Origin of the sequence: Chlorobaculum tepidum TLS, from assembly GCF_000006985.1 — a bacterium.
GTDB classification, from domain to species: Bacteria; Bacteroidota; Chlorobiia; order Chlorobiales; family Chlorobiaceae; genus Chlorobaculum; species Chlorobaculum tepidum.
On sequence record NC_002932.3, the window covers coordinates 543,016 to 569,767 of the forward strand.

Consider the following 26,752-nt stretch of genomic DNA (forward strand, 5'->3'; position numbering starts at 1 on the left):
CGTGGCGGAATCCCTTCCAGTGCTCCGCCATTTCCAAGCACTTCGATTCTTTCAACCATGCAAGCATCGGGCAAAACCACACCGGCGGTGACGGTTATCATTCCGCATCTCAGGAACCGCCCGACGCTCGATGCCTGCCTCGATGCTCTTCGCAAAACTACCTTCCGCGACTTCGCCGTGCTCGTCGTCGATAACGGCGGCGACGCATCTGATCTCGCGGGTCTCGAATCCTGCTATCCCGAAATCTCGGTTCTCCACCTGCCCGAAAACGCCGGATATGCTGGTGGCTGCAACGCGGGTCTGAAACTTGTGATTTCGCCGTATGTCGTTTTTTTGAATGATGATACCGTCGTCGAGCCGGAGTGGCTTGGTTGCCTCGTCGAGGCGGCGGAATGCGATCCGCAAATTGCCGCGTTGCAGCCGAAGATTCTTTCCCTGCCAGAGCATCGGCAGGGCCGGCGAGTGTTCGATTACGCCGGAGCAGCAGGCGGGCTGATCGACCGGCTCGGATTTCCGTATTGTCTTGGTCGAAGCTTCGGCGGGCGGGAGGTGGACGCTGGGCAGTACGACGAGATGTGCGACATTTTCTGGGCGTCGGGTGTGGCGCTCTTCGTGCAGCGTGAGGTGGCCGAAAAGCTCGGCGGCTTCGAGACGGAATTTTTCATGCACATGGAGGAGATCGATCTCTGCTGGCGGATGCTACTGGCGGGCTACCGGGTGCGGTCAGTGCCACAATCGGTGGTGTGGCATGAGGGCGGCGCGTCGCTCTCGGAAGGTTCGCCGCTGAAGGTCTACTACAACCACCGCAACGCCATGCTTACGCTGCTGCGCAACCGGAGCACCGTGCCGCTCGTGCTGCTGCTGCCACTGCGTATAGCGCTCGAAGCGGCGGCAGTGCTCTATTATCTCGCGGGTGGAAAAGCTGGAGTGATGCGGGCTGGGCAGGTGGCGCGGGCGTTCGCCGATGTGCTGCGGAGATTGCCGGAAACCCTCCGGCAGCGGCGGGAAATTCAGCGGTCGAGACGCGTCAGCGACCGGGAGCTTTTCCGCAATACGCCGCTCTCGATTTTCCTTCCGCGTCGTCCAGATTAGCCTTTGGCCCGCGCTTCGCAGTAGCTTCTGATTGCTCTCAGGATGGTCGGCAGATCCTGGCTCTGCACGAAACTCACCACGAACTGCGGTGCGAAAAAGTCCGGCTTGATCTCCGCCTGGTAGCTCAACAGCGTGGCGTGACCGTTCTTGCCCTCGACCGCTTCGAGTTGCCACTCGCCTTCATAGACCTGAAAATCTCCGCCGATCTGCGAAAACCAGAGATGTTCGGGAAAAACCTCCTCGACTTTGAGCGTGAAGTTCACCGTTTTCTCGAAAATGAAAATGCCCGATTTGCCCGACTGCGCGATGATCCTGGTCTGGTTGTTGGTTTCCAGCAGACGGCTTGAGATAACTTTGGGCATCGTTTCGTGAAGGTGGTCGTAATCGGTCAGCATCCGCCACACCACCGGCGGTTCTGCCTCGACGAATACGCTGCCCTTCGCCCCGATCACCCCATCCGGCAGCCAGTTGAGATCAATGAGAATCTCGCCTTGCATAACCCTTGCGCGTTTTTCCGGAGAGAGCGTCATGGCTGAAGAGGTTTGATTGCGAGGCCTTTCTCTCAATGTATCTCTCTTATCATTGCTCCGCAATGTTTTGTCAATATCGCACAGGCCCTCTTTGAGAAAGAGGTTATGCTTGGCTTCAGCTTTATCGCTTGCAAAAACTTCGAGCATCGACACCACAGCCCGTGCGTATCGATCAGCGTGCCGTAAACATCGAATGCAAGGATTGTTGGTGGCGTGTGCATGGGGGTTGTCAAGCTCGTGTCTCAATCCCCGGCGTTTACTGGCTCGGCGTGGACGATGATTCTGGATGTTTCGGGAATATCCCGGTAGATCAGGCATTCGAGGCGGCTGGTGAGCGGGTGGACGTCGGCGAGCACAGTGTTGTCGTCGAAGCCGCAATGCAGCGTGATGCAGAGTTTGTTGTAGCTCAAAACGTGGATTTTAAGGGCGTGCACGTTGAGGATGCCGGGAATCGTGCTGGCCGCTTGCCGGATGAGGGCAGTGATTCTCGCTTCGTTTTCGGGGTCGGCAGGCTGGACATTGCGTTCTTCGCTGTTGATCGGATCGAGATGGATGCAGAGGTCGATCTCTTCGTTGAATTCCCGGTGCAGCTCATTTTCAAGCTCCGTTACAGCGTCGTGCGCCTGCCTGATGGTCAGGCGACTGTCGACCTCGACGTCGAAGGTGATCTGCTTGTGGTCGCCCGAGAGCGAGGTGAGTATGTTGTGCGCGTGCAGGCCGTGGTTCAGGCCGATGGTGTGAATCCGCTCGGTGACGGTTTCGCTGTCGAGCACCACCGGTCGCGCGTTGACCGTGATGTCGCTGTCGGGAAGCGCTGCCTTCAGCCGCTGTTCGACTCCGGCGCAGATGGCCACAACTTTTTCCTGCGGCAAGGTGCGGCTGACCGAGATGGTGAGGTCGATAAAGACGAACGGTCCTCCGGCAGGTTTGATTCGCATCTTGTTGATGCCGATGACGCCCGGCGCATTCACGACGATCTCTTCGATCTGTTCGGAGAGTCCCTCGGGAGCGGTGTCAATCAGGACGTCAATGGTTTTCCGGCCCAGCTCCCATGCAGCCTTGCCGACCAGCACCGCCACAAAAATACCCGCGACAGCGTCCGCCCAGTGCATGCCAAGCGCGACGAAGCCAAGTCCCGCGAGCACCACCGCCGAGGAGACGATGTCGGAGGTGAAGTGCAGCGCGTCGGCTTCGAGGGCCTGGCTTTTGGTCTCTTTGGCCACTTTTTTCAGGGCGGAAGCTCTCGATATATCCACAATGATCGAGATAATGATAACGGCGATAGCGTACCAGGTGACTTCGATCTCCGTTGTGCCGGAAAGGAGTCGCGTCACGGCCTCATAGATAATCCAGACCGAGGTGAGTATCAGCAGGCCGGTTTCGATGAGTGCGCTGACGCTTTCGATTTTGGTGTGTCCGTAGTGGTGCTTTTTATCCGCCGGTTTGTCGCTGATTCTGACGGCGAACCAGGTCAGTGCCGCTGCGCCGAAATCTATCGCCGAGTGCGCGGCCTCGGAGAGGATGCCGATGCTGCCGGTCATGAGACCGACCACGAGTTTCATCGCTGTCAACAACAGGCTCGCCGCGACCGAACTGAGGGCGACATGTTGCTTTTTCTCTTCGTGGTTGCTCATCGGGTTAACGGGTGGAATTCCGGCTGATGGTGAATGTTGCAAGTTGACCGAACATAACGATTTGCTGCAAAATGGCAATCACCGTTTCTGGTGATTTCGACGGGGAGGCTGTCAGACTTCATCATGGCTTCTGTCGTCATCGCGAGCCTCCCGTATCCGGTTGGATACCGCGCATGAACCGTGAATATGATTATCTATCCCGCGAAAAACCCTGTTCTTCTCGATCGTAGGGGCGGGTTTTGTGCCCGCCCTTTTGCGTCAAAACGACGATGATTATTCAATCACAATCATTACATGAAGTATAATCGCGATGACCAGTTTCCGTCATTTTTCTCTTGGCACCCCACGGGTTTGGCGCAATGTTCAGCACACCCTGAATTCTCCGTCGGCGAGCTTCTGGCAGAAGGCGTCGATCCCGTCGAGTTCCCGGTCGATGATGCTTGTGGCGCGACTTTGCAGCTCCGCCATGTTGGCACCAGGTTCGGGCGTGATGCGGGCCGAGGCCATAAGCGGCCGGTCAACCGGTTTGCCGATCTGGCTGCAGAGGAACACTGTCACCGACACGACTCCTTCGATTTCGCGGTGGATACGACGGGCAAGTTCATGGCTCAGGACATTGTAGATTTTGCCGACATGGTTGACCGGGTTCTTGCCGGCGGCCGCCTCCATCGTCTGGTTGCGGTTGAACGCGATGAGGCCGTTGACCCGGTTGCCACGACCTACCTGTCCGCCGTCACCTCCCTCTGCCGAGGTGCCGAGTACCGTGAGGTAAACTCCCTCCTCGCCGCGCGACGGGTCGTCGAGGCTGTTGATGTCGATTGCGACGGAATCGATGTTGCAACTCTGGCTTTCGATGAAGGAAAGCAGTTCATGGCGCAATGCTGATTTTCGCTCGAAATAGTGATTCGCATTCGGGATAAAGCGATCAACGAAAGCCACGGCCACCGTTAGTTGCAGCTTTCTTCCGTTGCGGCAGCCCATGATTTTGACGTCTTCGCCAGCTTCCGGGAACCGTTCTTTCAGTGCGGGGGAGTTGAGGAACTGCTCGGTGGCAAGCACGATGCGCTCGGTTTCGCTGAAGGGCGCATAGCCGACGCCGACCGAGGTGTCGTTTGCGCCGATCACCTTCCGGGCGAAGGCGTCAGTCAGTTCTGGTGAACCGGGCTTGATTTCGTTCTGGAAGAGCAGGTGCTGGTCGGGATCGACGAACCGCAGGTTCTCTCTGATCCAGCGCTTCGCGGCAGCCTCGGCGATTTCGCCCACCGGCACGAGCTGGCCGTTACAGGTATAGGTGGCGCGGTCGCCAAAGATCAGCTTCATCGGTTCGAGAATCATGCCGCCGCCGGTTTTTGGAAGGCTCCGGCCTGCCACGAGCAAGCCCTTGTCGATGTTGTGGTGGCAGATGTGGCCGAACCGGCTGTTGTACTCGCGGCACAGGTCGATGCAGACCGCCTCCATGATCGAATCGCAGATTGTGTCGGGGTGTCCGATGCCTTTGCGCTCGACCAGTTCGAATGGCTGCTGGTCCATCGGAACGGCTTCGCTCCGCTCAATCGTGATGTTTCTTGGGACGCTCATGCCGACGGGTCTTTTCGAACCGCAGAATCAGGAGTTGCTCGATAAACGTTGTTTCTTGTAGAAAATGTACCGATAACAATTCTGTATGGCAACCCTGAGGCGCTCGCTGGTCAGGCGACCGGTTTTGGGTCTTCAGTGGGCTGATTATCGATTTTGGTGGCGAGCACCTTGTCGATGCGTTTGCTGTCCATGTCGATCACTTCAAGCCGCCAGTTCTCCCAGAAGGTGATGTCGCCGGTTTGCGGCAGGCGTCCGAGCAGCCACATGATCATGCCGCTCAGGGTGTGATAGACCCCTTTCTCCTCCTCCGGCACGGCGCGCAGGCCGAGCGTGTCTTTCAGCTCCGGCACGGCAATCAGGCCATCGAGCAGCCACGAGCCATCCTCGCGCTGCACAGCCCAAGCGTCTTCGAGGTTGAGCGGTGCGAACTCGCCCGTGACCGCTTCGAGCATGTCCTGTAACGTCACGAGACCCTGGATTTCGCCATACTCGTCCACCACGAATACCATCTGTGTTCCCGACGTCCTGAAATGGTCGAGCAGCTCCATGCCGGTCAGCGTTTCGGGCACGTAGACGCAGGGCTGAAGATGTTCAGCCAGGTTGGTGACGCCGCCCTTGATGGTCTGGGCGAGCAGCTGCTTGGCATTGACCACGCCGAGCAGCGACTGCAAACCGTTGTGGCAGACCGGGAAGCGCGAATGCTCCGACTCGACGACGCGCTTCATGTTCTCTTCGAGCGGCAGGGCGGTGTCGAGATAGATGATGTCCGCGCGCGGCACCATGAGCGAACCGAGCTGCCGGTCGTCGAGGCGGAAGACGTTGCGCACCATCTCGTGCTCCTGCTGCTCGATAATGCCCGCGACGGAGCCCTCTTCGAGCATGGCGTGAATCTCCTCTTCGGTGACGCTGGGCTGGGTTTGTTCATGCTTGCCCATGAGGCGCAGAATGGCATCAGTCGATGCCGAGAGCAGGCGTACGAATGGGCGGGTTGCGGTGGCGAGGATTTGCATCGGACGCGCAACGTTGCGGGCAATGCCTTCCGGGTCGGTCTGGCCGAGTCGTTTGGGCACCAGCTCGCCGATGACGATGGTGATATACGTAATCACGATGACCACCAGCACGGTGGCGATAATATGGCTCGTTTTCGGGTCCCAGCCGCCGTACAATTCGAGCGCGGCTGCCAGAGGTGGCGTGAATGATGATTCGCCGATGAAACCGTTGAGCACACCGATGACCGTCAGGCCGATCTGTACGGTTGAAAGAAATTGCGTCGGTTCATGGCCGAGCTTGATGGCTGCCGCTGCCGCCTTGTCGCCATCTTCGGCAAGCTTGGCGAGGCGCGAACGCTTCGCAGTAATCAGGGCCATCTCCGACATGGCGAAAAGGCCGTTGATCAGAATCAGCAGTAAGAAAAGAAAAAAGATTTCCATGGATTTAAGTCAGGTGCACAAACCGTAACCACCCCGCAAGGCAGTTACGCTTAACGGACATAATACGTTATCAACGGCAGATTGTAAAAAAGGGTTTCAGGAGAGGATATGGCAGGGGTTGAGAGTGCAAATGCTTGTCGCCAGGGCTTGGTAATTGATTGCCTTAAGCCGTGTGACTTTGCATGAAGATCGTGAACGTTCCGGTTATGTGGGTGTGGAGGGGGCTAAAACAGCGGCAAAAAAGAAGCTCCCCCGAAGGTAAAAGAAAAGAAAGGGGTCTGATCTCAAACCACTCCATCGAAGGAGCTATAATAAATACTACTTCAATTTAAGTAAAAAAACTTATTTATCAAGGGTTCTTTGCGTATGTCAAGATATCAAGGCCAATGAGCGTATGGTGCCTGGATATATACACGGCAAGTAAGGAACGGCATTCGATTCAGCCAGTTCCTCCTTTAACATCAGGGCCTGTAATGTTTAGCGTTCTTAAAGCTTTAGGCCAGTATTTTACGTAATTCCATAAAACATGGTACAAAAAAAGAGACAGAGTTGTCTCTGTCTCTTTTGTGCTTAAGTCCCTGTTCAGGAACTTATTTTTTCTTTTCGGCAGGAGCAGCCGGAGCAGCTTTGTCGGCAGCCGGAGCAGCCTGATCGGCCGGAGCAGCAGCCGGAGCAGCCTGATCGGCCGGAGCAGCGGCCGGAGCAGCCTGATCGGCCGGAGCAGCCTGATCGGCAGGAGCAGCAGCCGGAGCAGCCTGATCGGCAGGAGCAGCAGCCGGAGTCTCAGCAGCTTTCTGAGCGCAGCCAACGAAAGAAACAGAGCTCAGGAGAAAAAGGAACGCAAAAAGTTTTTTCATGATTCAAATGCGGTTTTGTTTTCAAATAAAAAAATGTTACAGCTTGTTCAGCTCACAAATAATAACAAAAATAACCGATTTTTCAAAAAAACACTCTGAACACACCGGTTCTTTTTCATTGGTGTTTTTTACAGTCATTATCCTTTCTTCCTTTTCTTCCTTGTGAAGACATCAGGCATTCAAAAACAAAGATCAGCAGCAAAAGGCATACGACAGAAGCGTCTCCACCTCCTCTCCTGCACAAAGACGGAGGGAGGTGGAAACCTGTAATCGATTAATCGACAAGCAGTTGTAGCTCCTGAGAGGTGACCTCATGGAAGTTGAGGTAACGGTAAACCTTGTCACTGTTCTTCGACAGCGAACCGGCGATCTCCATATACTCATCCTTGCTGGGCAGATGGCCGAGCAAAGCACAGACGGCGGCCAGTTCGGCGGAGCCGAGATAGACCTTCGCGCCCTTGCCCATGCGGTCGTCGAAGTTGCGAGTGCTTGTCGAGAAGACCACGGCGTTGTCGGCCACGCGAGCCTGGTTGCCCATACAGAGCGAACAGCCGGGCACCTCGGTGCGTGCGCCTGCGGTGCCGAAAATTGAGTAATAGCCCTCTTCAATCAGCTTCTTCATGTCCATCTTGGTCGGCGGCACCACCCAGAGCCTGGTTTTGGCCTGACCCTTGCCACGAAGCACTTCACCAAGCGCGCGGAAGTGGCCGATATTGGTCATGCAGCTTCCCACGAACACCTCGTCGATGTTTTTCGGGCGCTTCTCGTCGGCGAGAATCTCGCTGAGCGTGGCCACGTCGTCGGGATCATTCGGGCAGGCGAGGATCGGTTCGGTGATTTCGCTCATGTTGATCTCGATCACTGCCGCGTATTCGGCGTCAGCGTCCGGTTCGAGGAGCTGCGGATTGGCGAGCCACTCCTCCATCTTGCCGATGCGGCGCTTGATGGTGTTGGCGTCGCCGTAGCCCTCTTCGATCATCTGGGCAAGCAATTTGACGTTGGACTGTAGGTACTCGATCACCGGCTCCTTGTCGAGTCGCACCGTGCAGGCCGCAGCGCTGCGCTCGGCGGAGGCGTCGGAAAGCTCGAACGCCTGCTCGACCTTGAGCTGCGGCAAACCTTCGATTTCAAGCACTTTGCCGGCGAAGATGTTCTTTTTGCCCTTCTTCTCGACGGTCAGCAGCCCCCGCTTGATGGCGACGTACGGAATGGCGTTGACCAGATCGCGCAGGGTGATGCCGGGCTGGAGTTCACCCGTAAAGCGGACGAGCACCGACTCCGGCATGTTGAGCGGCATGGTGCCAGTCACGCCTGCGAAGGCGACGAGGCCGGAGCCTGCCGGGAAGGAACAGCCGATCGGGAAGCGGGTGTGCGAGTCGCCGCCAGTGCCGAGCGTGTCGGGCAGCACCATGCGGTTCAGCCAGGTGTGTATGACGCCGTCGCCCGGCTTGAGTGCCACGCCGCCGCGGCTCATGATAAAATAGGGCAGGCTTCGGTGCAGCTGCACGTCCGAGGGTTTCGGGTAAGCTGCCGTGTGGCAGAAGCTCTGCATGAAAAGATCGGCGCTGAAACTCAGCGCAGCGAGCTCCTTGATTTCGTCGCGGGTCATCGGGCCGGTGGTGTCTTGCGAGCCGACCGTGAGGGTCTCGGCTTCGACGTACATGCCGGGGCGAACGCCAGGGAGGCCGCATGCCTTGCCGACTATCTTCTGCGCCAGGGTGTAGCCCTTGCCGGTATCGGCGGGCTGCTCGGGACGGCTGAAGATCGACTCTTCGCCGAGGCCGAGCGTCTTGCGAGCCTTGCGGGTGAGGTTGCGACCGATGATAAGCGGAATACGGCCGCCAGCGCGAACTTCGTCGGCAAGCGTGTTGGGTTCGAGCGAGAAGGTCGAAATCACTTTGCCGTTCTTTTCGATCACGCCTTTGAACGGATAGAGGTCGATCACGTCGCCCATTTCCATCGAGGTCACATCTGCCTGGATCGGCAGCGCGCCGGAGTCTTCGGCGGTGTTGAAAAAGATCGGGGCGATGATGCCGCCGATCACCACGCCGGCGGTGCGCTTGTTCGGCACGGCGGGAATATCCTCGCCGAGGTGCCACTGCACGGAGTTGATACCCGACTTGCGGCTTGAGCCAGTGCCGACCACGTCGCCGACGTACGCGAGCGGATAGCCCTTCTCCTTGAGCTGGGCGATGGTCGCGATCGGGTCGTCCATCTTCGAGCGGAGCATGCTCAGCGCGTGCATCGGAATATCGCTGCGGGTGAAGGCTTCGCTGGCGGGAGAGAGGTCGTCGGTGTTGGTTTCGCCCGGAACCTTGAAGACCGTGAGGGTCATCTTCTCGGCAAGGGCTGGCTTCGAGGTGAACCATTCTCCATTAGCCCACGATTCGAGCACCTCTTTGGCGTAGCTGTTGGTTTTGGCCAGCTCAACCACCGTGTCAAATGAATCATAGACGAGCAGAGTCTTTTTCAGGGCCAGAGCAGCGGCTTCGGCAACCGCGTTGTCGGCACTGGAGAGCGCATCGATCATTGGCTTGACGTTGTAACCGCCAAGCATCGTACCGAGGATCCTGACCGCCTCGACTGGCGTGATCACCGCGCACGAAGCGTTGCCGCGAATGATGGCATCGAGAAAAGCCGCCTTTTCGAGCGCGGCATCGTCCACGCCGGGGCTGATGTGGTTCACGAACAGATCGAGAAGATACTCCTGCTCCTGCACCGGATTCTGCTTGAGCAGCGCGATCAGCTCGATGGCCTGGGCGGCGGTCAGCGGAAGCGGAGGAATACCGAGTTGAGCGCGCTCCGCAGTATGGGCGCGATACTGGCTGATGAGACTCATATAATGATCTCCAGAGAAATGATTATGAATGATTATTCGATGGTGATTACAGCGAACGGTAACAACCGGAATGGTTTTTGCCTTGAAAAAAGCAAAAAGCTAAAATAAGTCTGCAACAACTGAAATGCAAAATCGTCAGAGCCGCCACACCAGCCCGCACCGTACTTTTTCAGGTATCGTTACCACAGGGACTAAGAATTTGAGAAATAGATGGGATTAGCGAACAAGCAGGGAAAAAATATTGCGCTGATTGAAAACGGAATGTATGGCAAGGCGATGATTTTATAAGGATTCAGGGTAGCCTCAGGAGCCTGTCCCTGTGGGCAATAATTATCAACTGATAAACATACTGTCGCCATAGCTGAGGAAACGGTAGCCGTTGTCGAGGGCTTCGTGGTAGGCTCGCATGAGCAGCTCCTTTTCGGCGAAGGCGGCGGTGAGCATGAGTACCGTAGAGCGGGGGGCGTGGAAGTTGGTGATGAGCGCGTCGATGATTCTGAACTCGTAGCCGGGATAGATGAAGATGTCCGCCTCGCTGCTCACCTCCTGTGTGAAGCCGCTCTCGATGAGCTTCGGCGCGGCGTGTTCGAGCGCGCGGGTTACGGTGGTGCCGGCGGCGACCACACGTCCGCCAGAGGCTTTGGTCTCGCCAATCTTTCGAGCGGCCGTTTGCGGGATGTTGTAGAATTCCCGGTGCATGACGTGCTCTTCGAAGCGCTCCGAACGGATCGGTAGGAAGGTGCCTAGGCCGACGTGCAGCGTCACGTGGGCAATTCCGACACCTTTTGCATTGATTTTATCGAGCAATTCATCGGTGAGATTAAGAGATGCTGTCGGCGCGGCTACCGAACCGGGCAGCTCGGCAAAGACCGTCTGGTAGCGCTCGCGGTCAAGCTCCTCGGCATCGCGCTTGAGATAGGGCGGAATCGGTACGGAGCCGTGCGCGTCGAAAAGATCGGCGAGGTTTCCGGTGGCGCAGGAGAGGCGCGCGATGCCGTCGCTGGGCAGCGCTTCGACTGAGAGTTCGACGCCGTGCGCCAGCAGCCGGTCGCCGATACGGAGGCGTCCCCGGTAGAGCGCGAGGTTCTGCGCTTCCTCATGCTTTTCGAGCAGCATCAGTTCGATGCGGGCGCCGGTTGGCTTGTGGGCGATGAGCCGAGCGCGGATCACGCGGCTGTTGTTCAGTACCAGCAGATCGCCGGGCCGTAGCTCTTCGTGCAGTGAGGCGTAGGCTGAATGGGTGATCGATCCGGTTGCCCGATTGAGCACAATCAGTCTCGTCGAACCGCGTTTTGCGGGAGGATAACAGGCGATGCGCTCTTCGGGAAGGGCGTAATCGAAATCGCTGACCTTCATTGTTACAGGTGTTTCAGTCTGACGCGAACCGCCTCGGCGTGAGCCTGAAGCCCTTCATGGTCGGCGAAGCGGGCGATCTTCTCCCCGGTGCGGGCAAGCTCGCTCTTCGACCAGGCGATGATCGAGGTGTGTTTGACGAAGTCGCGCACCGAGAGCGGCGAGAAGAATCGCGCCGTGCCGTTGGTTGGCAGCGTGTGGTTCGGTCCGGCAAAATAATCGCCGACCGTTTCGCACGACCACTGCCCCATGAAAATCGCTCCGGCATGACGCAGGTCAGGCAGAATCTCCCAGGGATTGTCAACGTGCAGTTCGAGGTGCTCGGGAGCGATCATGTCAGACACCTTGCACGCTTCCTGCATCGAACCGGTTACAACAATCGCGCCGTTATCCGTGAGCGCGCGAGTGATCACCTCGCCACGAAGCATCGTGCCCGCAAGGCGAGCAGCAGTCTCCCGCACGGCGTCGGCCAGCTCGGCGGATGGCGTGATGAGCACCGCTGATGCGTCGGGATCGTGCTCGGCCTGCGCGAACATGTCCATCACGATGAATTCCGGCTCCGCGCCTGCGTCGGCGATAACCACCACTTCTGACGGCCCGGCGATACTGTCGATGGCGACGTGGCCGAACACCTGCTTCTTGGCGAGTGCGACATATTTATTGCCAGGGCCGGTGACGATGTCAACCTTCGGAATGGTCGCCGTGCCGTAGGCGAACGCCGCCACGGCCTGTGCCCCGCCGAGGCGATAGACGCTGGTGATGCCGGCGACTTTCGCGGCAGCGAGGATGTGCGGATTGACCTTGCCCTCAGCGTCGCACGGGGTGGTCATGGAGATTTCATCGACGCCGGCCACCTGCGCAGGCGCGGCATTCATCAGCACCGACGAGGGGTAGGCGGCTTTGCCGCCGGGCACGTAGAGCAGCGCCTTCTCCATCGGCGTGACGCGCTGGCCGAGGATGACGCCACCCTTCTGTTCGTAGAAAAAGCTTTTCTCCGCCTCGTTGCGATGGAACGCCGTGATGTTTGCAAACGCCTCTTCGAGAATGGCGATGAACTCCGGATCAGCCGCCGCGTACGCCGCCTCGATCTCCGCTTCCGGCACCCGCATGTCATAGAGCCGTATCCCCTGGAAGCGCTCGGTATAGTCGAGCACGGCGGCATCGCCCTCCGTTCTGACGCGATACAGAATGTCATCGACCGTCCGCTGGGCATCGGGATCAAACGATACCGTCCGGTTGAGCTGTTCTCTGAGGGCTGCCTCGTCCTGGGGGAAATGGTAGATCGTTAGCACTGCGCTTCTCTGTTTTATAATAATAGTGTGGCTTCGATATGCCGGGTTTTGAACACTTGTCACGTAATGTAAGCATTGGCGCTTTGAAACGAAACTCCGCCCTCAGGAAGAATGCTTGCCAGACAGCTCAAAAAGGGGCATTCCCGCTCACGATTTCATTTGAAATAAAGGTTCCATTAAGTACTTTTAGGCTTCATTCAAAACCTTGGAATCGGGCCTGATTTTGCTACTTCCAAGCCACTATGTACCATACCAAGATACTTACTCACCATGGGCATTTTCAGTGACCTGTTCAGAGACATTGCCATCGATCTCGGAACAGCCAACACCCTCATTTTCATCCGCAACAAGGGCGTCGTGCTTAACGAGCCATCCATCGTCGCCCGCGACCGCAATACTGGCAAAGTCGTCGCCATCGGCCACGACGCCTTGCTGATGCACGAAAAAACGCACCCTGGCATCGTCACCATCAAGCCGCTGGCCAACGGCGTCATCGCCGACTACGAGGCGACCGAAGAGCTGATCCGCGGTCTCATCAATAAAACCAAGAAGCAGTTCTCGCTCGGCATCCGCCGGATGGTGATCGGTATTCCGTCGGGCATTACCGAAGTGGAAAAAAGGGCCGTGCGTGACTCGGCAGAGCATGTTGGCGCCAAAGAGGTCTATCTGGTGGCTGAACCGATGGCCGCCGCAATCGGCATCGGCATCGACGTGAAGGAGCCGATGGGCAACATGATCGTTGACATCGGCGGCGGCACCACGGAAATTGCCGTGATTTCGCTTGGCGGCATCGCCTCCGGCGAATCGCTGCGCGTGGCGGGCACGGACATCACCAGCGCCATCATTCGCCACTTCCGCAAGGCCTACAACCTTGCCATCGGCGAGCGCACCGCCGAAGAGGTCAAGATCAGAATCGCCTCGGCTTATAAGTTGGACAAAGAGCTGACCATGAACGTCCGTGGCCGCAACCTCGTCACCGCCCTGCCGGAGGAGCGTGAAATCAACTCCGCGACTATCCGTGAGGCCATCGCAACACCGATCAGCCAGATCATCACCTCGATCAAGAAGAGCCTCGAAGTCACCAAGCCGGAGCTTTCGGCGGACATTCTCGACCGCGGCCTTTTCCTTGCTGGCGGCGGCGCCTTGATTAAAGGGCTGGACAAGAAGATCAACGAGGAGACCAAGCTGATGGTGCATATCAGCGAAGACCCGCTCACCGCCGTCGCGCGCGGCACCGGAGCAGTGCTCGAAGATCTCGAGAAATACCGCTCGGTGCTGCTTTCGACCAAACGCTACTGAGCTTTGCGCTCGCGAGCCTCGTCGATCAGCCTGCGGTAAAACGCTTCGTATTCTTTGACCTTCAGGGCGGTTTTGAACCGCCCTGCCTGGTTTGCAGCAGCCCCTGAAAAGCGCTGCCAGACTTCGTCGTCCCGTAAAATCGAAAGCGCACTCCGGCTCATTCCCTCGATGTCGCCATGCGGATGGCGGAAGCCGTCCACTCCTTGCCGCACGAATTCCGGAAAACCGCCGGCATCGGTCACCACAACAGGCACGCCGCAGGCCATTGCTTCGAGTGCGGCGAGGCCAAACGATTCGACGTTGCTTGGCATCAGCATCAGGTCGGCGATAGACAGCAGCGGTACGATGTCATCGAGCTTGCCGAGAAAGCGCACCCTGTCTCCGATGCCGTAATTCCGCACCCAGGTCTCCGCCTCGCTGCGATCCGGCCCGTCACCCACCAGCAGCAGGGTGGCCGGAATCTCGCGCCGGATGCTTTCGAACACCGCCAGCACATCCATGATGCGCTTGACCGGCCGGAAGTTCGAGATGTGAATCACTACCTTGCCGCCATCCAGCCCAAGCAAATCCCGCCGTCCGGGCAGGCGCTTGAACACGGCGGTATCGACAAAGTTGTGAATCACCTCGATCTTTTTGCGCGGTGTGAACATGCGAATGGTCTCGTCGCGCAAGTAGCCTGACACCGCCGTTACGCCGTCCGACTTGTTGATGGCGAGTCGCACCGCGTCGCTCATGCTCCGGTCGGCACCAACGATGGTGATGTCGGTACCGTGCAGCGTTGTGACGATGCGGAAACACTCCGCCGCGGGGCACTTCTCTTCGAGCATTTGCCGGGCCAGCATGGCGCTGATGGCGTGGGGAATGGCGTAGTGGGCGTGCACGACGTCGAGCTTTTCATAAAACGCCACCTCGGCAATCTTCGATGCCAGCGCCAGTGAGTGGTACGGCGTTTCGAACAGCGGATAGTTCATCGCCTCGATCTCATGGCAATAGATGTTCCGCGAATAAAGCCCAAGCCTGAACGGAGCCGCCTGGCTGAAAAAATGCACGGTGTGGCCCTTCATTGCCAGCGCTTTCCCCAGCTCGGTAGCCACCGCCCCGCTTCCGCCGTACGTATGATGACAGGAGATTCCGATTTTCATGACCTTGCAAAACAAGTTAGATCAACATGTTATGCTTGAAAAGTACGAAAATCGGCGGAGAGTTGAAGATCAACATCAAGCGGGTACAGAGCTGCTATCATCTCATCTTTCCCGTTCATTAATCAGAAACGCTGCTATGTGCCGGACTGGTTGGTGTTGCAGTTGGGCGGGCCAAAAGTCCTTTTGGCAGAGCGCCACTCGAAAGAAAGACAGGACAAGAGATGAAACGTCTCGATGATGAGCTGTTGGCTACTTACTCTACAAGTACCCCCAAGGTCAACTTTGAAGAAGAGATTATAGGGGCGGGTTAAGCTTAACAGATCAAAGAGAGAGCTGTTCTCGCACAAGATGCAAAAAGCCTTGTAACATTCTCTGCTACAAGGCTTTATAGTGCTGAGGAGCCAGGACTCGAACCTGGAATTGCCTGATCCAGAGTCAGGAGCCTTACCAATTTGGCCACTCCTCAAGAGAGTGGCTTAATATAACAAAAAATGGAAATTCAGCAGATTTTTTTAATCTTTTTGTAAAAAAAATGGTCGAGCCCGAGCCGGGTATGGCTTGCCGTTTGTTGTTGGTTGATTTTCATCCGGTTCTGGTGAGTATTTCGTTGATCATCGAAACCAGGTCGGCAAGTCTGACCGGTTTTTTCAGCATTTTGCAGATGCCGAGCTTGTTCACGCTGCTCGCATTATCGATGTCCTTGCCAAAGCCGGTCATCAGAATAATCGGTATTTCGGGGTTGGGGCGTGCAGTCATTCTCTTTTCAGGCAGATTTCTCTGGCGGTTTTGGCGTGGGCAGGCTTTTTTTTTGAAAACAGAGAATTTTTTGATGGAAATTTCCGGTTTTAGCTTCCAATTGATGGTAGGCGGTAACATGATCGAATGAACGTAATGAAGCCTGTTTCAGGAATTTACAGGGTGGCGCTGAAGCTGCTGATGAACGACAAGAGCAAGTTCACGGCGCTTCTGGTCGGCATCACCTTCGCCGTGTTTCTGATGGTGATGATGATGTCGATGTTCTCCGGCATTCTGGCCCGTTCGTGCGCTCCGGTCTATAACATCGGTGCGAAAATATGGGTGATGGATCCGGCGGTGAACAACACCAACAGCAGCATTCCGATGCCCGATTACATCCTGTCGGCGTCGCGGAGCATTCCGGGCGTGAAGTATGCTGTACCGCTCTATTTCGGCAGCGCGCTGGTCAAGCTCAAGGATGGCACCTACCAGGCGGCGACGGTGGTTGGCCTCGATGATGCCACGCTTTTCGGACGACCCGAGATGCTTGAGGGCAGGATCGAGGATGTTTTCGCCGAGAACGCCTTCGTGGTGGTCAAGGACGCGGAGTACGCCAAGCTCGAAAGCCCGAAAATCGGCACCCAGTTCGAGATCAACGACAACCGGGGCACAGTGGTCGGCCTCGCCAAGGTCGCCTCGTCCGGCCTGTTCGGTATTCCGACGCTCTACACAACCTACAATCGTGCCATCACCTACATTCCCTCGGCGCGCTTTACCATCTCCTATGTGCTGATCGAACCGAAGAGCGAGGCAGACGTGCCCGGCATCCAGAAGGCCATCGCCAAGCTCGGCTACGAAGCGCTTACCCGCGAGCAGTTCGTGCAGAAGGTTTCAAACTTCTACACCTTCAAGACTGGCGTCGGCATAAACATCTTGATGATGACCGGCATCAGCTTCGTGGTCGGCCTCTCCATCTCCGGCCAGACCTTCTACACCTTCATTCTCGAAAACATCGGCAAGTTCGGCGCGATGAAAGCCATCGGCGCGAAGGGTAACGAACTGGTTTCGATGATTCTCGTGCAGGCGGTCGTGACCTCGCTGATCGGTTATGGCCTCGGCGTCGGGGCGGCTTCGACCTTCATGATTGTCGCCAAACTGCGTATGCCTGATTACGCCGCCCAGCTCACCTACCAGACGCTCGGCCTGGCGCTGGTGATGGTGATGATTATCGCGGCGGTATCGAGCTACATCGGCGTGCGCAAGGTGTTGCAGATTCAGCCATTCGATATTTTCAGGGGCTGAGGATGAGCGGATCGGTGATTATCAAAGCCAGCAATCTGGTCAAGTGGTTTGGCGAGGGCGAGGCCAGAACCGTGGCGGTCAAGCAGGCCTCCTTCGAGGCGCAGTACGGCGAAATGCTCTACATCGTCGGCCCGTCGGGCAGCGGCAAGACCACACTCCTCAGCATGATTTCAGGCATTCTGAGGCCGAACGAGGGGAGCGTCGTCGTCGAAAATCAGGACATCTGGACGATGAAAGATGACGATCTGGCCGATCTGCGCCTCAACAAGATCGGCTTCGTCTTTCAGGACTACCACCTCTTTCCGCGCCTGACGACGGTGGAGAATGTGGCCATCCCGCTGATCCTGAAGAAGATGGAGTGGAACGCGGCCATGAAGCTCGCCCGTGACTATCTCGACATCGTCGGGCTGAAAGATCGCGCCGACCTGCAACCGGTCAAACTCAGCGGCGGCGAGCAGCAGCGCGTGGCCATCGCGCGGGCCATAGCGGGTCAGCCGGATATTCTGATCTTCGACGAACCGACCGCCTCGCTCGACGGCGATACCGGGCGGAAGATCGTGGAGTTCGTCAAAACAAACATCCTGAACGAAAAACGGGCCATCATCATCGTGACGCACGACAGCCGTATTTACGAATATGCTGACCGGATCATGAAGATGGAGGATGGCAAAGTCGTCGGGTACGAATCTGGTTACGAAAACAGTCAACGGCATGAGAAATAAACTCCTGATCGGCATCGCGATCTTCGGCATTCTGCTTGGCCTGGGTGCGGCTTTTTTCATGAAGCTTCGTCCGAAGTCGGAGCCGCCCGCCTTTACACCGGCGTCGAATCCCTACCGGAGCGGAATTTACGCCAACGGCATCATCGAGAGCGCACAGAAAAACGGCACGAACGTGAACATCTACCCGGAAGTCTCCGGCACAGTGCTGAAGATTTTTGTTCACGAAGGTCAGCAGGTTAAAGCGGGCGAGCCGCTCTTGGCGCTCGACGACGCGGTGCAGCGCTCGACGACCGAATCGGCGAAGGCAAGCATCGCCGTCGCTGAAGCGACGCTCGCCAACGTGCAAGCGCAGTACGCAAAGCTGAAAGCCTCGTGGAATCTCGATCCTCGTTCGGTGAGCAAGGATGCGCTCGATACTGCCGCCAATGCCGTTCGTGCGGGGAAGGCGAGTCTTGAGCTTGCCCGCAAGCAGTACGATGCAGCCCGAGCGCTGCTTGGCAAATACACCCTCACGGCGCGCGAAGACGGTACGGTTCTGGCGATCAACACCTCGGTTGGGAGCTACATTTCCAGTCAGGGCGGTTACAACTCCTACACAGGAGGCTACGTGCCGGTCATCGTTATGGGGAACGCCGAAAACGCGCTTCAGGTGCGCTGCTACGTTGACGAAATTCTGATCCAGCGACTGCCGAAGCCCGACAGGATGAGCGCCATCATGTCAATCCGCGGTACCACGCTCAAGATTCCTCTGACATTCGAGCGGTTCGAGCCGAATGTCACCCCCAAGATCGAGCTGTCGAGCCAACGCACCGAGCGGGTGGATGTCCGGGTGCTGCCGGTCATCTTCAGCTTCAAGAAGCCAGCAAACCTGACCCTCTATCCCGGTCAGCTGGTCGATATTTACATTGGTGAACAGGCCGCGAAAAACCAGTAACCGGATGAGAACCGTGTCGAAAAAGATCGCTTCACGCGGCGTCGTACTGCTTGCCGTTCCCGCGCTTCTGCTGTCGGGATGCGCGGCAGGACCGGACTTCGTCAAGCCGGAGGCTCCGGCAGTCAAAAGCTACGACCAGCAACCACTTCCGAAGCCGGTCGATGGCGGGCAGCGCTTTGACGAGGGCGTTGGACCTGCTGCATACTGGTGGAAATCGTTCGGTTCCACCCAGATCGACTCCATTGTCGAAGAGGGGCTGGTGGGTAATCCGGGCTTGCAGGCTGCCGAGGCAAGCCTCAAAGCGAGCCGGGAGAATCTCCGCGCCGGGGCTGGGATTTTTTATCCGCAGGCAAGTGCGACCTTTTCGCAGACGCGGGAAACTTCTTCGCCAGCCACGACAGCGGGCTCGGGCGCCATCGTTAACCTCTCGACCCTCTCCGCGTCAGTGAGCTATGCGCTCGACCTCTTCGGCGGGCAGCGGCGCAGCGTCGAGGCGCTCGGAGCGCAGGTGGACGTGCAGCGGGCGCAGACTCTCGGTGTGTACATGACGCTGACTGGCAACATCGTTAACACGAGTATTGCCATTGCCGCCTATCGCGAGGAACTCGACGAGTACGAGCAGCTCATCGCCCTCGAAAAGGATCAGCTTTCGATAGCCACGAAGCAGTACCAGGCGGGTGTAGCACCCTACAGCTCCGTGCTGGCGTTACGGAGCCAGATTGCCTCGCTGGAGGCCTCCGTGCCGCCAGTCAGGCAGAAGTTAAGTCAGGCCGAGCACCTGCTTGCGACGCTTGCAGGAAAGACTCCGGGGGAGTGGGTGAGGCCCGATCTGCGCCTCTCAGGCATTTCCCTGCCAGAGCGTGTGCCGCTCTCGCTGCCATCGGAGCTGGTGCGCCAGCGCCCGGACATCCTCGCCGCCGAAGCGGAGCTGCACGCGGCCAACGCCGAAATCGGCGTTGCCACGGCAGCGCTCTTCCCGAGCTTCACGCTCACTGGCAGTTACGGGCGCACGGCCAGCCAGCCGCATGAGCTTTCCGATCCACTCAACCGATTCTGGTCAATTGGTGGCAACATCGCCGCGCCGATCTTCAACGGCGGCTCGCTCCGGGCCAAACGCCGGGCTGCGATCGCCACGCGAAACCAGGCGCTCGCGTTGTACCGCCAGACCGTGCTTGCCGCCTTCGCCCAGGTTGCCGACCTCATCCGCGCGCTTGAGCACGACGCACAGCAAGCCGAAGCCGAAAAGCAGGCGGTTGAGAGTGCAAAACTTTCGCTCGACCTCGTTCAGGCCAACTACAAGGCGGGCATGGTCAACTACGAGCAGGTGATTCTTGCTGACATTCAGTACCGGCAAGCGAAAATCGGTTACCTGCAAGCCCGCGCTCAGCAACTGCAAGACACCGCCGCCATGTACGTCGCTCTTGGTGGGGGCTGGCCGCATGATGGGGTAGCGAGGGAGAAAGCAGGCTTGTAGGGCTTGAGTGAGAGCCATAAAACAAAAAAGACCTGCAAGTCGAAACTCGCAAGTCATTCTGCTTTATGGTACACCCGAGAGGATTCGAACCCCTAACCTTCTGATCCGTAGTCAGATGCTCTATCCAGTTGAGCTACGGGTGCATAGTGTATAAATCCCGACTTGTGCCGGGATTTATACTTGGTAGCGTGTACGGGATTCGAACCCGTGATCTTCGCCTTGAGAGGGCGATGTCCTGGGCCACTAGACGAACACGCCATATTTTCTTACTCTGAATCAGCTGGTGGGCCCTGTAGGACTTGAACCTACGACCCAGCGATTATGAGTCGCTTGCTCTGACCAACTGAGCTAAGGGCCCTCGCAAGCCTGTTTTTGCTTCAGAGTGGTCTAATATAAGGTATGTGATTAAAATTGCAAACGATATTTGACTCTTTTTTCAGGAAAATTCCTGGTACTTCTCTCTCCTGATGTCGGCTCCGAGTGCTGTGAGTTTCTTCTCGATGGCTTCGTAGCCGCGGTCGAGATGATAGACGCGGAGCACCTCTGTGGTGTCTTTGGCAACCAGTCCGGCAAGCACGAGGCAGGCCGAAGCGCGAAGGTCGGTGGACATCACTTTGGTGCCGGTCAGCTCCTGCGGGCCGTGGACGAGCGCCCAGTTGTCCCTGATTTCGATGTGCGCTCCGAGCCGGTTCAACTCCGGAATGTGGTTGAAGCGTTCGAGGTAGATGCGGTCGATGATGGTGCTGTCGCCGCGGGCCTGCGTCATGAGCGCCATCCACTGCGCCTGCATGTCGGTCGGAAACTCGGGATAGGGACGCGCGGTAATATCGACCGGATTGAGTTCGGCGGGTGCGGTGAGCGTCACCGAATTTCCGTTCGTCGTGACCGTGCAGCCGGACTGGCGGAATGCGTCGAGCACTGAGGCGAGCTGTTCCGGCGCGACGCTCGTAACGGTGACGCTGCCGCCGGTGATCGCGGCGGCGCAGAGGAGCGTGCCCGCTTCGATGCGGTCGAAGATGTTTTCGAACTCAACCGCCTTGAGCTGATCGACTCCGTCAATGACGAGCGTTGTGGTGCCGATACCGTCGATCTTGGCGCCCATTTTCACGAGGAAGTTGCACAGGCATTCGATCTCCGGTTCGAGGGCGGCGTTGTCGAGAATGGTGGTGCCTTTGGCCATGACTGAGGCCATCAAGGCGTTGCCGGTTGCGCCGACTGACGAGATCGGAAAGTCGATGTGCGTGCCGCGCAGGCGTGAGCCGTTGACGCGGGCGTTGATGAAGCCCTTTTCGATGGTGACGGTCGCGCCGAGCTTTTCCATTACCATGATGTGCAGATCGACCGGACGCGGGCCGAAAGCACATCCGCCGGGCAAGGAGACCCTCGTGTGGCCGAACCGGGCGAGCAGCGGGCCAAGCACGTAGATCGAGGCGCGCATCTTCTTGACCAGCTCGTACGGAGCCTCGATGCTCTTCAGCTGACCGGTCGAGACCTTCAGCAGGTTATTTTCGAATGACGTTTCCGCACCGAGATAGTTGAGCAGCTGGATGAAGGTCCGGACATCCTTGAGATCCGGGGTGCGATCAATGGCGAAGGTGCCATCAGGTGTCAACAGTGTTGCTGCGATGATTGGCAGCGCGGAATTTTTCGATCCTGAGGCGGGGATGGTGCCGCAAATCTGTTTTCCGCCCCGGATGACAAGCTTGTCCATTCGATTCAAGGGTTACATGCAAAAAGGCCTATTTAATTATTTCAGGCTCAGAAAAACAAATTTTATTTTAAAGCCACTTTTTATCTGAACCTGCAAACTGGCTCGTCCATTGTGCCGGTTTTTTGATTGCAACCGTGAGTGCCAACCGATCCGATACTATGCGAATGTTTTCCGGCAGCCGTTCCATACCAGTCTTCGTCATAAAGATTTTCTGCACCTGTTTTCTTTTTGTCCTCTCCGTTACCCTTTTGCCCGCGGCAGGCAGCGCTGCGAGTCCTGAAATGATCCGCATTACCCGCGAGCGCAACCGGGTCGAAAGCACGCTCAAAGATCTCAAAAAGCAGCTCTCGGAGTATCAGTCAAAGCTCAACAGCACCAAAAAGAACGAGCGCCGTTCGCTAGCTGAGCTGAACAACATCCGCAAGCAGATCAAGGTTTATGAACGTCTCATTGTCGAAAACCAGTCGCTTCTGAACAATCTCGACAATCAAATCGAGCAGCTTCAGAGCCAGCTTCAGGAAAATCGAAAGACCTATCAGCATGTGTCATCTGACTTCCGGCAAGTGGTTATCGCGGCCTACAAGCATGGCGGAGACCGCGATGCCGAGCTGATGCTCTCTTCGGGGTCGGTCAATAGTGCGATTGTGAGAGCCAGATATTTGGGATTTCTTTCAGGGGCGGTCAGGTAGGTGAACGATTTGCGGTCGAGCGCACAGCAGATGGAGAGCAGCCGGGCGCAGCTTCAGCGGGTCTACCACGAGAAGGAGCTGGCAATGAAGAGCCAGCAGGAGCAGCTTCAGAGCTACTCCGCGAAAAAAAAAGAGAAAGAGGTGGTGCTCAGCGAGATTCAGAAAGACAAGCAAACCTATGCTGCCCGCATCACCGAAGTGCGCAGAAAGCAGCAGATCATGCAGAAAAAGATCGAGTCGCTGATCATGGCCCAGCAGGCGCTGATCCAGAAGGAGCAGGAGCGCGCAAGGCTGGAAGCTCTGCGGCGCCAGCAGCGTCTTGCCGAGGCCAGAAAGCGCAGGGAGGCCGAGCGGCGGCGCAAGGAGGCTGAACGGCAGCGGGTTCTTGCCGAGCGGCGTGGAGAGGCTCCGGCAACAAAAGAACCGCCGCCGGAAAAGACGCTGCCGCCGGAGAAAGAGCCGCTGCCGGTTGTGCCCGACCAGACCGAGTCGGAAATCGACCGTGTTTCGGTTGATTTCGACCAGGGCGAATCACTGCCGTGGCCTGTCAACAATGGCGTCGTGGTGCGTCGCTTCGGTTCTTCGCTTGACAAGGAGCTGAACATCGTGACGGTTAGCAACGGTATCGACATTTCCGTACCGGTTGGTACGCCGGTCAAGTCGGTCTCTGGAGGCAAGGTGGTGCAGGTCGCCTACCTGCCTACCTTCGGGAATGTGGTCATCGTCCGCCATCCGAAATCGTATCTTACCGTGTATGCCAATCTTGGCCGCGTGTCGGTAGCCAAGGGTGAGATCATCCGCTCGCGCCAGTTGCTCGGTTTTTCAGCGGCCATGCCCGAAGGCGGTTCGACGGTGCATTTCGAGGTCTGGAAGGGTAAGGTCAAGCAGAATCCCCAGAAATGGCTCAGATAAAAAGGAACGCATCATGGGTTTGAAATGGATCTTCACGGCGCTCTTTTCCGTCCTGTTCCGCCCGGAGGTTTTCTGGAGCGATGCCCGCGAGCGCTTTCGGGAAGTCAATGCGATGAAGGATTACGCCGCTCCGGTCATTGCAATTGTCCAGTTCGTCAAGCTTCCGTTTATCGGCACGCCGCGAATGGCCATGCTGCTGGCGATCATCAGTTTCACGATCGATGTTGCCGTGCTCTACCTGCTGACCGGGGTGATGGACTCGGTGGCTGAAGCTGAGCGCTCCGCACCTGTGCAGCATGAGATCATGACGGCGCTGAGCTTTTCGCTGACTCCGATCTGGCTTGCTGAGCCGTTTGGCTTTGCTGGAACGTGGCGCTGGCTGTTCATTGCGGCGGCGCTTGCCTATACCGTGTTCATTTCACGCACCGGGTTACAGGCAATGCTCGGCAGCGACGAATCGGGCGTGGAGGCGTTTTCAGGAAAATCGGCTTTTCTGGTAGGCGCGATGGCGATGATCTCATCCCTGCTCCAGAACGGTCTTATCCGTTTTTTTATCTCTATCTGACTGAAAATCCATGAAACCGCAAAACCTCCATTTCGATTACGGCTTGGTTGAAGCCATCCTGGTTCCTTTCATCCGCAACGAAATCAGGAAGTTCGGCTTCGGCTCGGTAGTGCTTGGCCTGTCGGGTGGCATCGATTCGGCGGTGGTGTGCGAGCTCGCCGTCCGGGCACTTGGCGTGGAGAATGTGCTGGCGCTGATGATGCCCTACAAGACGAGCAGTCAGGAAAGTCTCGATCACGCCGAATTGATGGTTGATCGGCTCGGCATACGATACGAGATCATGCCGGTGACAGAGGTGGTTGACGCCTTCTTCGCCACGCGTCCCGACGCCAGCCGTCTGCGGCGGGGCAACGTGATGGCGCGGTCGCGAATGCTCTGTCTCTACGACGTCTCGGCGCGGGATGGCTGCCTGGTGCTCGGCACGAGCAACAAGACCGAGCTGATGCTCGGCTATGGCACCATGTTTGGTGACATGGCCTCTGCGGTCAACCCTATTGGCGACCTTTACAAGACGCAGATTTTCGGCCTCGCAAGGCACCTCGGCATTCCCGCGCCGCTCATCGACAAACCGCCATCCGCCGATCTCTGGGAAGGGCAAAGCGACGAAGCCGATCTTGGTTTTAGCTACGAGGAGGTTGACCAGCTTTTGTATATGATGCTCGAAGAGCGTATGGATCGTGATGCCATTCTCGCCGAAGGCATCGACTCAGCCTTCTACCAGCGAGTGCGCAGCATGGTGGTGCGGAACCAGTACAAGCGTATGATGCCCGTCATTGCCAAACTCTCCAGCCGCACGCCAGGCATCGATTTCCGGTACGCGCGTGACTGGCAGGAGGTGCGGTAGGGGAGCGTTTGCATGGGCCGGTGATGCCTGTGGAGCTTTGGGAAACATTCCCTGATCTTTTTTCCCAAAAGTCCCGAAAATCCCACTTCTCAAAACGACCGGAGCACGGTGTCCGCCAGATAATGCTTGTCGTCCTTCTGCGGGAAATCTGTTGTGTAATGCAGGCCCCGTGATTCGCGGCGCTTGATTGCTCCCTGAATGATGAGGCTTGCAACCTTGATGATATTGCGCAGTTCGATGATCTGTGGCGTGATCTTCGTTTTTTTGTAGTAAGCCTCGGTCTCCTCCTTCAGGAAATCGATGCGCCGTCGGGCGCGGTCGAGGCGCAGGTCGCTCCTCACGATGCCGACGTAGTCGTTCATGATCACCTGCGCCTCTTTTTTGTTGTGCGCCACCAGGATCCACTCCTCCGGGCTGGTTGTGCCGGAGTCGTCCCAGTCGGGGAATTCGTGCTTGAAATGAATCGATTTCAGTTCCGCCCGGATATCTTCGCTGGAGCGCCAGGCGAAAACCAGCGCTTCGAGCAACGAGTTGCTCGCCAGCCGGTTTGCGCCGTGTACGCCAGTGCAGCTTGTCTCGCCGCAGGCATAGAGGTGGTTGATGGTGCTGCGCCCCCAGCTGTCCGTTCTGATGCCGCCGCATGAGTAGTGCGCCGCTGGAACCACTGGAATCATCTCCTTTGTCATGTCGATGCCGAAACCGAGGCAGGTCTCGTAAATGTGCGGGAAGTGCTCCCTGACCTTCTCCGCCTTGATGTGCGTCACGTCGAGAAAGACGCACTCGTCGCCGTTCTTTTTCATCTCCGAGTCGATCGCTCGCGCCACGATGTCGCGCGGGGCGAGATTTTCGCGCCGGTCGTAGCGGTGCATGAACGCCTCGCCCTCCTTGTTGCGCAAAATGCCGCCGAAGCCGCGCACCGCCTCCGAGATCAGGAACGATTTCGCTTTCGGGTGGAAGAGTGAGGTCGGGTGGAACTGGATGAACTCCATGTTGGCGATCTCGGCTCCGGCGCGGTAGGCCATTGCGATGCCGTCGCCCGTGGCGATCTCGGGATTGGTCGTATGCAGATAGACGTGGCCCAGCCCGCCCGAGGCGACCATCGTTACCTTCGCCAGAATCTTTTTTGGCTTGTGGTTGAGCGTGTCGAGTACGTACGCGCCGTAGCAGGTGATGTCGTTGGTCTTGATGCCGAGGTGGTGCTCGGTGATGAGTTCGAGCGCGTAGTGGTGCTCCAGCAGCGTGATGTTGGGGTGCGCGTTGGCCCGCGCGAGGAGCGCCCTCTCCACCTCGCGGCCCGTCAAATCTTTGGCGTGCACGATGCGGTTGCGCGAATGGCCACCTTCCTTGCCGAGGTTGAGCGTATGGTCGGGGTTGGTCGTGAACTCCACGCCAAGCTCGATGAGTCGGCGGATGTGCGCTGGGCCTTCGTGCACCAGGATGCTCACTATTGCCTCGTTGCACAGTCCCGCGCCCGCATCGAGCGTGTCAGCGATGTGCAGCTCCGGGGTGTCGTCACCCGCGATGGCCGCCGCGATGCCGCCCTGTGCCCAGTTGGTATTGGAGGTGGAGCTCTCTTTTTTGGTGATGATCGTGACCGTGGCGTGGTCGGCCATATTGATGGCGAAATACAACCCTCCGATGCCGCTGCCGATAACCAGCACGTCGGTTTTCACTTCCTGTGTCATATAAGTCTGTGTGGCGTGTTTGATGAGTTGCGGGTAGAGTAGCCCAGAGACAGCCCGCTGTTTTCCCGAAACAAAAACGGCGAGGCGTAATATACACAGTCAGAAATCAACTTCCGGCAGTGGCGAGGGCGCA

The 26,752-nt window shown here is 57.5% G+C and carries 22 protein-coding genes and 4 tRNA genes; 10 read left to right on the plus strand and 16 right to left on the minus strand.

The annotated features are described in order from the left end of the window. Positions 1-57: 57 nt before the first annotated feature. Complete coding sequence (locus AYT24_RS02520) at positions 58-1,092, plus strand: glycosyltransferase family 2 protein (RefSeq protein ID WP_010932223.1); 1,035 nt, start codon at positions 58-60, stop codon at positions 1,090-1,092. Here the strand turns inward: AYT24_RS02520 and AYT24_RS02525 are convergent. From AYT24_RS02525 to hisD, 8 genes are all read right to left on the minus strand, one after another. Further along, complete coding sequence (locus AYT24_RS02525) at positions 1,089-1,622, minus strand: SRPBCC family protein (RefSeq protein ID WP_164926875.1); 534 nt, start codon at positions 1,620-1,622, stop codon at positions 1,089-1,091. The genes AYT24_RS02520 and AYT24_RS02525 overlap by 4 nt on opposite strands. A gap of 242 nt (positions 1,623-1,864) precedes the next feature. Next, on the minus strand, positions 1,865-3,256 hold the full coding sequence (locus tag AYT24_RS02530; protein ID WP_010932225.1) for a cation diffusion facilitator family transporter: 1,392 nt from the start codon (positions 3,254-3,256) through the stop codon (positions 1,865-1,867). A 363-nt stretch (positions 3,257-3,619) separates the two neighbouring features. Further along, positions 3,620-4,834 (minus strand): methionine adenosyltransferase, encoded by a 1,215-nt coding sequence (locus AYT24_RS02535; protein ID WP_010932227.1) that lies wholly within the window; start codon positions 4,832-4,834, stop codon positions 3,620-3,622. 110 nt (positions 4,835-4,944) lie between these two features. After that, positions 4,945-6,264, minus strand: coding sequence for a hemolysin family protein (locus AYT24_RS02540; protein WP_010932228.1), 1,320 nt, complete (start codon positions 6,262-6,264; stop codon positions 4,945-4,947). Positions 6,265-6,854: 590 nt separating this feature from the next. Next, a complete protein-coding gene (locus tag AYT24_RS02545; protein WP_164926876.1) occupies positions 6,855-7,121 on the minus strand; it encodes a hypothetical protein in 267 nt (88 codons plus the stop codon). A gap of 274 nt (positions 7,122-7,395) precedes the next feature. Further along, complete coding sequence (acnB, locus tag AYT24_RS02550; protein ID WP_010932230.1) at positions 7,396-9,960, minus strand: bifunctional aconitate hydratase 2/2-methylisocitrate dehydratase; 2,565 nt, start codon at positions 9,958-9,960, stop codon at positions 7,396-7,398. Between the two features lie 333 nt (positions 9,961-10,293). After that, positions 10,294-11,316, minus strand: coding sequence for a tRNA preQ1(34) S-adenosylmethionine ribosyltransferase-isomerase QueA (gene queA / locus AYT24_RS02555; protein WP_010932232.1), 1,023 nt, complete (start codon positions 11,314-11,316; stop codon positions 10,294-10,296). A gap of 2 nt (positions 11,317-11,318) precedes the next feature. Beyond that, on the minus strand, positions 11,319-12,605 hold the full coding sequence (gene hisD, locus AYT24_RS02560) for a histidinol dehydrogenase (RefSeq protein ID WP_010932233.1): 1,287 nt from the start codon (positions 12,603-12,605) through the stop codon (positions 11,319-11,321). Positions 12,606-12,875: 270 nt separating this feature from the next. Between hisD and AYT24_RS02565 the strand changes: the two genes are divergently transcribed. Then, the gene (locus AYT24_RS02565; protein ID WP_010932234.1) at positions 12,876-13,904 is read left to right on the plus strand and encodes a rod shape-determining protein; all 1,029 of its coding nucleotides are present in this window, start codon (positions 12,876-12,878) and stop codon (positions 13,902-13,904) included. On the opposite strand, the gene bshA is transcribed toward AYT24_RS02565, so the two are convergent. The 3 genes from bshA to AYT24_RS02580 all read right to left on the minus strand — a co-directional run bounded on the left by bshA (position 13,898) and on the right by AYT24_RS02580 (position 15,802). Next, positions 13,898-15,046 (minus strand): N-acetyl-alpha-D-glucosaminyl L-malate synthase BshA, encoded by a 1,149-nt coding sequence (gene bshA, locus AYT24_RS02570; protein ID WP_164926877.1) that lies wholly within the window; start codon positions 15,044-15,046, stop codon positions 13,898-13,900. The genes AYT24_RS02565 and bshA overlap by 7 nt on opposite strands. 393 nt (positions 15,047-15,439) lie before the next feature. Continuing rightward, positions 15,440-15,512, minus strand: a tRNA-Gln gene (locus AYT24_RS02575). 116 nt (positions 15,513-15,628) lie between these two features. Beyond that, on the minus strand, positions 15,629-15,802 hold the full coding sequence (locus AYT24_RS02580; protein ID WP_164926878.1) for a hypothetical protein: 174 nt from the start codon (positions 15,800-15,802) through the stop codon (positions 15,629-15,631). A gap of 126 nt (positions 15,803-15,928) precedes the next feature. On the opposite strand from AYT24_RS02580, the gene AYT24_RS02585 reads away from it, so the two are divergent. From AYT24_RS02585 to AYT24_RS02600, 4 genes are read left to right on the plus strand one after another with little or no spacing between them, the layout of a single operon-like run. Continuing rightward, complete coding sequence (locus AYT24_RS02585; protein ID WP_010932238.1) at positions 15,929-17,083, plus strand: ABC transporter permease; 1,155 nt, start codon at positions 15,929-15,931, stop codon at positions 17,081-17,083. Then, positions 17,080-17,805: an ABC transporter ATP-binding protein gene (locus AYT24_RS02590; RefSeq protein ID WP_164927216.1), complete on the plus strand. Its 726-nt coding sequence runs from the start codon at positions 17,080-17,082 to the stop codon at positions 17,803-17,805. Before AYT24_RS02585 ends, AYT24_RS02590 begins: the two co-directional genes overlap by 4 nt. Next, positions 17,795-18,739, plus strand: a complete 945-nt coding sequence (locus AYT24_RS02595; protein ID WP_010932240.1) for an efflux RND transporter periplasmic adaptor subunit — start codon at positions 17,795-17,797, stop codon at positions 18,737-18,739. The genes AYT24_RS02590 and AYT24_RS02595 overlap by 11 nt, the downstream gene beginning before the upstream one ends. Positions 18,740-18,743: 4 nt before the next feature. Then, positions 18,744-20,213 (plus strand): AdeC/AdeK/OprM family multidrug efflux complex outer membrane factor, encoded by a 1,470-nt coding sequence (locus AYT24_RS02600; protein WP_164926880.1) that lies wholly within the window; start codon positions 18,744-18,746, stop codon positions 20,211-20,213. A 66-nt stretch (positions 20,214-20,279) separates the two neighbouring features. Here the strand turns inward: AYT24_RS02600 and AYT24_RS02605 are convergent. The 4 genes from AYT24_RS02605 to murA all read right to left on the minus strand — a co-directional run bounded on the left by AYT24_RS02605 (position 20,280) and on the right by murA (position 21,924). Further along, positions 20,280-20,356 (minus strand) — tRNA-Arg (locus tag AYT24_RS02605). A 38-nt stretch (positions 20,357-20,394) separates the two neighbouring features. Then, positions 20,395-20,471, minus strand: a tRNA-Glu gene (locus AYT24_RS02610). A 23-nt stretch (positions 20,472-20,494) separates the two neighbouring features. Continuing rightward, positions 20,495-20,571, minus strand: a tRNA-Ile gene (locus tag AYT24_RS02615). 78 nt (positions 20,572-20,649) lie between these two features. Then, positions 20,650-21,924 (minus strand): UDP-N-acetylglucosamine 1-carboxyvinyltransferase, encoded by a 1,275-nt coding sequence (gene murA / locus AYT24_RS02620; protein ID WP_010932242.1) that lies wholly within the window; start codon positions 21,922-21,924, stop codon positions 20,650-20,652. Between the two features lie 158 nt (positions 21,925-22,082). Between murA and AYT24_RS02625 the strand changes: the two genes are divergently transcribed. Genes AYT24_RS02625 through AYT24_RS02640 form a run of 4 tightly spaced genes read left to right on the plus strand, consistent with a single transcriptional unit; the run spans position 22,083 to position 24,934 of the window. Beyond that, a complete protein-coding gene (locus tag AYT24_RS02625) occupies positions 22,083-22,613 on the plus strand; it encodes a flagellar FliJ family protein (RefSeq protein WP_164926881.1) in 531 nt (176 codons plus the stop codon). Between the two features lie 30 nt (positions 22,614-22,643). Then, positions 22,644-23,525 (plus strand): murein hydrolase activator EnvC family protein, encoded by an 882-nt coding sequence (locus tag AYT24_RS02630; RefSeq protein WP_164926882.1) that lies wholly within the window; start codon positions 22,644-22,646, stop codon positions 23,523-23,525. Between the two features lie 13 nt (positions 23,526-23,538). Beyond that, positions 23,539-24,090, plus strand: coding sequence for a hypothetical protein (locus AYT24_RS02635; protein WP_010932246.1), 552 nt, complete (start codon positions 23,539-23,541; stop codon positions 24,088-24,090). A gap of 10 nt (positions 24,091-24,100) precedes the next feature. Continuing rightward, positions 24,101-24,934, plus strand: a complete 834-nt coding sequence (locus AYT24_RS02640; protein WP_010932247.1) for an NAD+ synthase — start codon at positions 24,101-24,103, stop codon at positions 24,932-24,934. 89 nt (positions 24,935-25,023) lie between these two features. On the opposite strand, the gene nadB is transcribed toward AYT24_RS02640, so the two are convergent. Beyond that, entirely contained in the window at positions 25,024-26,619 is a 1,596-nt protein-coding gene (nadB, locus tag AYT24_RS02645) for an L-aspartate oxidase (RefSeq protein WP_010932248.1), read from the minus strand. Between the last annotated feature and the right edge of the window lie 133 nt (positions 26,620-26,752).

Bases quoted from the DNA above. Each gene is read 5' to 3' on its own strand.
- AYT24_RS02520 (WP_010932223.1), top strand. From the start codon at position 58: ATGCAAGCATCGGGCAAAACCACACCGGCGGTGACGGTTATCATTCCG.
- AYT24_RS02525 (WP_164926875.1), bottom strand. From the start codon at position 1,622: ATGACGCTCTCTCCGGAAAAACGCGCAAGGGTTATGCAAGGCGAGATT.
- AYT24_RS02530 (WP_010932225.1), bottom strand. From the start codon at position 3,256: ATGAGCAACCACGAAGAGAAAAAGCAACATGTCGCCCTCAGTTCGGTC.
- AYT24_RS02535 (WP_010932227.1), bottom strand. From the start codon at position 4,834: ATGAGCGTCCCAAGAAACATCACGATTGAGCGGAGCGAAGCCGTTCCG.
- AYT24_RS02540 (WP_010932228.1), bottom strand. From the start codon at position 6,264: ATGGAAATCTTTTTTCTTTTCTTACTGCTGATTCTGATCAACGGCCTT.
- AYT24_RS02545 (WP_164926876.1), bottom strand. From the start codon at position 7,121: ATGAAAAAACTTTTTGCGTTCCTTTTTCTCCTGAGCTCTGTTTCTTTC.
- acnB (WP_010932230.1), bottom strand. From the start codon at position 9,960: ATGAGTCTCATCAGCCAGTATCGCGCCCATACTGCGGAGCGCGCTCAA.
- queA (WP_010932232.1), bottom strand. From the start codon at position 11,316: ATGAAGGTCAGCGATTTCGATTACGCCCTTCCCGAAGAGCGCATCGCC.
- AYT24_RS02565 (WP_010932234.1), top strand. From the start codon at position 12,876: ATGGGCATTTTCAGTGACCTGTTCAGAGACATTGCCATCGATCTCGGA.
- bshA (WP_164926877.1), bottom strand. From the start codon at position 15,046: ATGAAAATCGGAATCTCCTGTCATCATACGTACGGCGGAAGCGGGGCG.
- AYT24_RS02580 (WP_164926878.1), bottom strand. From the start codon at position 15,802: ATGACTGCACGCCCCAACCCCGAAATACCGATTATTCTGATGACCGGC.
- AYT24_RS02585 (WP_010932238.1), top strand. From the start codon at position 15,929: ATGAACGTAATGAAGCCTGTTTCAGGAATTTACAGGGTGGCGCTGAAG.
- AYT24_RS02595 (WP_010932240.1), top strand. From the start codon at position 17,795: ATGAGAAATAAACTCCTGATCGGCATCGCGATCTTCGGCATTCTGCTT.
- AYT24_RS02600 (WP_164926880.1), top strand. From the start codon at position 18,744: ATGAGAACCGTGTCGAAAAAGATCGCTTCACGCGGCGTCGTACTGCTT.
- murA (WP_010932242.1), bottom strand. From the start codon at position 21,924: ATGGACAAGCTTGTCATCCGGGGCGGAAAACAGATTTGCGGCACCATC.
- AYT24_RS02625 (WP_164926881.1), top strand. From the start codon at position 22,083: ATGCGAATGTTTTCCGGCAGCCGTTCCATACCAGTCTTCGTCATAAAG.
- AYT24_RS02630 (WP_164926882.1), top strand. From the start codon at position 22,644: ATGGAGAGCAGCCGGGCGCAGCTTCAGCGGGTCTACCACGAGAAGGAG.
- AYT24_RS02635 (WP_010932246.1), top strand. From the start codon at position 23,539: ATGGGTTTGAAATGGATCTTCACGGCGCTCTTTTCCGTCCTGTTCCGC.
- AYT24_RS02640 (WP_010932247.1), top strand. From the start codon at position 24,101: ATGAAACCGCAAAACCTCCATTTCGATTACGGCTTGGTTGAAGCCATC.
- nadB (WP_010932248.1), bottom strand. From the start codon at position 26,619: ATGACACAGGAAGTGAAAACCGACGTGCTGGTTATCGGCAGCGGCATC.